General features: G+C 52.7%; 4 protein-coding genes and 1 pseudogene. 3 read left to right on the top strand and 2 right to left on the bottom strand.

Annotation, left to right across the window (positions count from 1 at the left end; translation table 11 throughout):
- Together CPT76_RS18420 and CPT76_RS18415 are read right to left on the bottom strand one after the other, a co-directional pair.
- A partial coding sequence (locus tag CPT76_RS18420; protein ID WP_105443866.1) for a spore germination protein occupies positions 1–1,193 on the bottom strand: 1,193 nt, incomplete at its 3' end.
- A complete protein-coding gene (locus tag CPT76_RS18415) occupies positions 1,114–2,199 on the bottom strand; it encodes a GerAB/ArcD/ProY family transporter (RefSeq protein WP_258168652.1) in 1,086 nt (361 codons plus the stop codon). The genes CPT76_RS18415 and CPT76_RS18420, both read right to left, overlap by 80 nt.
- Before the next feature lie 42 nt (positions 2,200–2,241).
- On the opposite strand from CPT76_RS18415, the gene CPT76_RS18410 reads away from it, so the two are divergent.
- The 3 genes and pseudogenes from CPT76_RS18410 to CPT76_RS37590 all read left to right on the top strand — a co-directional run.
- The gene (locus CPT76_RS18410) at positions 2,242–4,692 is read left to right on the top strand and encodes an S-layer homology domain-containing protein (RefSeq protein WP_105443864.1); all 2,451 of its coding nucleotides are present in this window, start codon (positions 2,242–2,244) and stop codon (positions 4,690–4,692) included.
- An 86-nt stretch (positions 4,693–4,778) separates the two neighbouring features.
- A complete protein-coding gene (locus tag CPT76_RS18405; protein ID WP_105443863.1) occupies positions 4,779–5,243 on the top strand; it encodes a hypothetical protein in 465 nt (154 codons plus the stop codon).
- A gap of 203 nt (positions 5,244–5,446) precedes the next feature.
- Positions 5,447–5,659: pseudogene (locus CPT76_RS37590) on the top strand (hypothetical protein); the annotation flags it as partial.

The raw sequence follows: 5,659 nt of genomic DNA, 5'->3' as shown, positions 1-5,659 counted from the left end.
TTCACCAGCGTAAAGGTGGATACGACCGATATCGCCGTAACGACGATGGTTCCCGGTGCTGCAATCCCGGCGCTAATGGCCGCCTGGCCAATAATCAACCCGCCGACGACCGACAAGGTCTGTCCGAAGGATGAAGGCAATCTCATCCCCGCCTCCCTGAAAATCTCGAATAGCAGCAGGCTCACCACAGCCTCCAAAGGGACGGGGAGCGGCACGCCTTGCCTGGAATTGACGATGGTCGCCAGCAGGGTGAAAGGGATCTGATCCTGATGGTATGTCGTAACCGCTGTCCAAAAGCCCGGCAAAAAAAGCGACAGCAAAACCCCGCTTATTCTTAATAATCTGGTGAAGGCCACAAAGACATTGACGTAATGAGCGTCTTCCGACGTGTTAAGCAGAAGGTTAAAGGTCACGGGGGCAAAGACCACCGTCGGCGAACCGTTCATCACCAGCACGAATTTGCCATGAAGCAGCGCGTTTACGGCGTAGTCCGGTCTGCCCGTGTAGGACATCAGCGGAAAAAAGGAAAAACCCATCAACGCTTCTTCCAGCTGCGTGTTGCTAATCAGACCTTTGGTACGTACATGCGCTAGCCTGGAACGGATTTCATCGAGCACCTTCTTTTGAATTTCTTCCTTATGGTACAGCAGGAATACCTCGGTTGACGTCTCGGATCCGATCGTAAACGCTTCGACCGCCAGCATCTCGGTTTTGAGCCTTCTTCGAATTAAGGCCAGATTGGTGTATGCATCTTCGACAAATCCGTCCCGCGGCCCGCGGCTAGACACCTCCGTATTAGGCTCCTCAGGCTGCCGAATGGGCGGATTGGCCAGAGTTACCGAGTAAATCTGGTACGTAGGTTTGAATAGGAGCAGAAGATTTCCGTTCAGCACCGTTTCCTTGATGGCTTCTTCACGGCCTTTTTCAGGCAGGTTTTTCATGTGAAATGGAACCTTCTGCTGCAGGTTCATCTGGTCCGATCGAAAAATATCTTCAGAAATGTCCTTCAGCGCAGGAATGATATCCTGCTCCACTTTGTTGACGTCACACAGCCCTTGGCAGTACAGCAGCTGAACGCTGTAGTCTGCATTGGATAGCTGGAGGGTTATATTCTTAATATCCGCACTCGAATCGAATAAGCGGGAGACCAAAGCATCGATCGCTGAACCGTTCCGGCTGCTTTTTCTGATCATGATGCTGCTTTCCCCTTCGCTTGGCCAGCAGGATGAGTCCGGCCATAATCACCGAAAACGCCAGCACTCCCCACAGTGAGATAGGGAGCAAATAGTTGGACATTATTTTTAAAAATGCCTGATCACTGATCGGCATGGTTGAGATGAAAAGGATGACCGCGTATAGGCAGCCCAGCATCCAGGCTTTTCCCCTTTTGCTCTGGATCCGGAATATGTCCAGCATGAGAAACAAGGTGAGGGAAATCCGGATGAACGCGCCGCTGAACCACTGGTACACGCTAAAAAAGTCCAGATGTTCGATGTAGCGGCCGATCGTGAGCAGTCTCCATTCCTCGTAAGCCGGAAACCTCAGCTTGGCCGCTTCGTCCGTCCCGAATTCCGTGATGGCACCGATTAGCGGCCCAAAGGTAAGGCCTGCCAGCAGGAATATGATGATCATAAAAGATAGATACGACAGGCGGGTTTTGATGTGATGATGCATGAAGAACAGCATGATCACTTCCGAGAAGCCGGCTCCGACATAGATCACCCCGCGCCACACCGGCTGCATGCCATGGGCGAGAAGCGGTTTAAGCAAGGAATAATCTTTATGCGGAGTGTTCGAAAACATGACGAAAAAGCCGAGCAGGACGACCACGGGCAGCAGAACGCTGGCCGTATTGGCAATCGATTGGATACCAAGGTACGCGTTGGCCACCGAAATGAAGAGAAAAATCAAGGCGAACACCAGAATCGGTGTTTCAGGGGAAAAGGTCTGGTGGATCCAGTAGACGGTGTCCCGGGTCGTGACCGTGCATATCGCAAAGAGGTAGATCGCTACCGCTCCGGCCAGCACCCTTGCAACGAAAGGGTGGTAAGCTTTTGAGACCATCTCGAATATCGGCTGCTTGCCGATTTTACGGATTCCGAAAGACAGGATGGCAATCCACGCTAGAGAGCATGCTCCCGCAAGAAGTATGGACATCCAGGCGTCCCGATCGGCCGCATCCAGCAGAACCGGAATGATGGAACGTATTCCGCCGTCCTGACTTCGTCGAAAGCGGCAGGGATGGCCACCGTCACCGGCGTATTAAACGGTGTTGAATTAACGCAGACAGCCACGGTCATCTTCTCGCCGGGGGCCCCTTCGGCGGCAGTCTCAACGGTCTCCGTTGACAAGGACAGTGTAACGGCAGACGGAATCAGTTCGGCTGCGGTCAGCGTCCGGCTGAAAGACGAGAACGGAAATGACGTTTATTCGGATGACGGCAGTCAGGTGCAGATCTTATCGTCGCTTGGCTCGATCACGGACACAGCGGTTCTTCCGGACGGAAGCTATGAAGCTTCGGTCACGTCGACAACGGCCGGAACAGCTGTTTTGACCGCTACGCTGGACGGAATTCCGCTTGAGGGTAAAGCTGAGGTTGAATTTACGGCTGGACCCTATGTATTGGAAAATTCCGTCATCACAGCCGGCGCGACGGAGCTTCCGGCGAATGGACTCGGTCTCTCAGTAATCACGATTGAAATCAAAGACGCTTTCGGTAACCTGACAGATCAGCATCCGGAGGTTCATGGTGACACAACACTTGGCAACCTTTCAGATTTTACCTATAAGAGCCAGGGTGTCTATACCGCGCTGATCAGCTCTTTCCAATCGGGTACAGCGGTGATCCGCGGATTTATTGGCGAGGAAGAGCTGATGCCGGAGATCCGTATCGACTTTGGCGACGGCATGTTTATCGTTCCTTCAGACTATTCCATTGAAGTGGGGGGAAAGGCCCCTACGGTGGTGCAAACGGTAGATGGATCATCGACGGTCGATTGGACCTCAGAAGTTCAGTGGCATTACGATCCGGAAATGATCAAAGTGGGTCAGGAGGATGACAACTGGTATATTTACGGCTTGAAGCCTGGAACGAGCGTAGTTTCGGCCGTATATGGCGAAAGAGCCGAGGCCCTGACGGCGACAGCTTCCGTCACGGTGTATGCCGTTCAGAGCGGATTGACATTGGATTCTCCTTCCTACGATTTACGGACGCACGGACAAATACGGATTCAGGCCATCGCCAGTTATTCGGATCAAACGGAGAAAGATGTGACCGGATTGGCGGACTACCATATCGATGATCCGAACATAGCCAAGGTAGACTCCGATGGACTGGTTACGGGGCTGACAGCCGGGCAAACCGTCATTACGGCAACGTACGGAGGACAGGTGGCGACTGCGCTGATCAGGGTCAGCGAGCCGGTAATTGCCGGAGGAGGCAGCAGTGGTTCGTCGTCTAACGCTGGCGGTAAACCGCCCGAAACGCCGGCTCTTCAGCCGCTCTCCCTCCAAATCGAGTACGATCAAATGAAAGGGACGATCTTGCTTCACGAGGAGGAGGTCAAGCAAGGGCGCATCCATGTGCGTACCGAGGAAGGAGATCAGAGCTGGGGGCTCCGTGTTTCCGGACCACTCATCCATCGGCTTTTATCCATCAACCCGGATCTGAAGATCGAGTGGGCGACACCGGGTGGCAGCGTTGTATTGCCGCTCAAGGAGATCAAGATGGCGGATTCGGGTAATCCATCGGAAGGTACGAATGGCGAAGGGTTGTTGTTTACGATGAAACGCCCGGACGCCGGGTTGAAATCACAAATCCAAGACGCCGCAAAGCGCGCGGATGCCGAAATGATAACCGAACCGTTCCAGTTTAATGTTTCGGCGGTTCAGGATGGCGCAGGAATAGCAAACGCGGTCAATATAGATAAACTGACTTTTTTGCTTGACGACAGCGCTAGCGGTAAACTTCAGCCTGATCATGCATCTGCTGCCGTTTTACAGTCGATCGGGCAAACCTTCCGTTTCGTTCCGGCTCTGTTTGGAAAGGACGCAGCCGGTTCACAGACAGCTACGGTTCTTCATAAAGGCTTCGAAGCGGATATGATTGTTCTGCTTCAACGAAATGCATCCTTTGCGGATCTTCAGAACCATTGGTCGCAGAGGGATGTCCTGCTGCTTGCCAACAAATGGCTGCTTCAAGGGAAAACGGCATCCAGCTTCGCTCCCTGTGATACCGTTACCCGGGCGGAATTTGCTGTGCTGCTGGCCCGGGCGCTTCAGCTCCCCGAACAGGCAGGAACAAGTATCTTCGAAGATGTTGACGATAAGGACTGGTACGCGGCGGAAGTACAGTCGGCCACGAAGGCAGGAATCATCCAGGGGGCAGGTGACGGCGGATTTCATCCGGATCGTGCGGTAACCCGGCAGGAAATGGCACTGATGATCAGTAAATCCATGACGTACTCAGGCAAAGCGGATACTCAAGGCAGCGTTGAACAAGTGAGTCTCGAGGGTTTCGCTGATCAAGAAGAGATCGCCAGCTGGGCCCATGATGCGATGATGAAGATCGTTCAGGCGGGAATTATGCAAGGTGACCAGCATGGCGCACTGCGTCCGGACGAGACTTGCACTCGTGCCGAAATGGCGGTCATGATCGTCCGGATGCTGAAGGAAATCCAATTTATCAATTAGGCTGTTCACATGGTCGATTGACGTGACACTTTTCCTGCTTTGCTTTAGGATATAATTAGCAAAATGAACCTAAGGCGGATCTTGTCATGTTATGGATACTCGAATTGTTGAGCATGGCGGCGAACCTGGTCATGGCCTGCTTTACAGGTTCTGCCCTGATCATGGGCGTCGTCTTTTTTTTGATCGGATTTCAGGGAGCGCGGCTCTCCACGCTTGCGAAAGGGAAGCAGACGCGAACCGATGTGTTTAAAATATGTTCGACCCTCGGCATCGTTTTTGTCATCTTCCTGATTTCGTTCGAAAGTCTCCGGATGACAGGCAAGCTAACCTTTTCGTCCGGAATGACACCGGAAACGGCCAGGCGGCTCGGGATGAGGCTCGTCGTGCTTGGCTTGGTTCAAGCGGCCTGGTTATTCATCTCCCTGAAATGGCTGCTGCCGCTGGTTTTTGACCCGATCGACCTCAGCCCCAAGCGAAAAATGGTTGTTGTCAGCTCAACCGTGCTTAACCTGCTGCCGGGCCTGCTGGTCGTTCAGGATATCGGGGTTTAGCGTTTAGTCGCAGAAACATCAGTGTACACAGGATATTGATTAGAGCAGATTTTTATTGTTTGCGATATGTAAAATCAAGAAAAAAACTGCCATTTGCCTGTATGTAACCGGCAATTGGCTGTTTTTGTGTTGGGTCAACATGCGAAAAGAGCGGAGCGCCGCATCAGGTTCCGCTAACCGCTTTGGCTGGTGCTCTGAAGCCAATGCCTTTTGCGGTAGGCACCCGGCGTGATGCCGGTCACCTTTTTAAAGGTCCGGTTGAAAGAGGTGATATTGAGCTGACCTTTTTCACAGGCAAGTCGCCGACTAACGGCAGCAAATTTGAAGATACGCTGATTTGGAAAACGTACAGCCAGATGTCGAGTGTCCAGGTGAAGTTCAATCTGGTGCCATTTGAAACGCTGACCGAGAAAAGG

Origin of the sequence: Paenibacillus sp. AR247, from assembly GCF_002968895.1 — a bacterium.
Lineage (GTDB): Bacteria > Bacillota > Bacilli > Paenibacillales > Paenibacillaceae > Paenibacillus_AQ > Paenibacillus_AQ favisporus.
The sequence above is the reverse complement of the archived record's forward strand: the minus strand, read 5'-3'. Positions and strand labels throughout refer to the sequence as shown.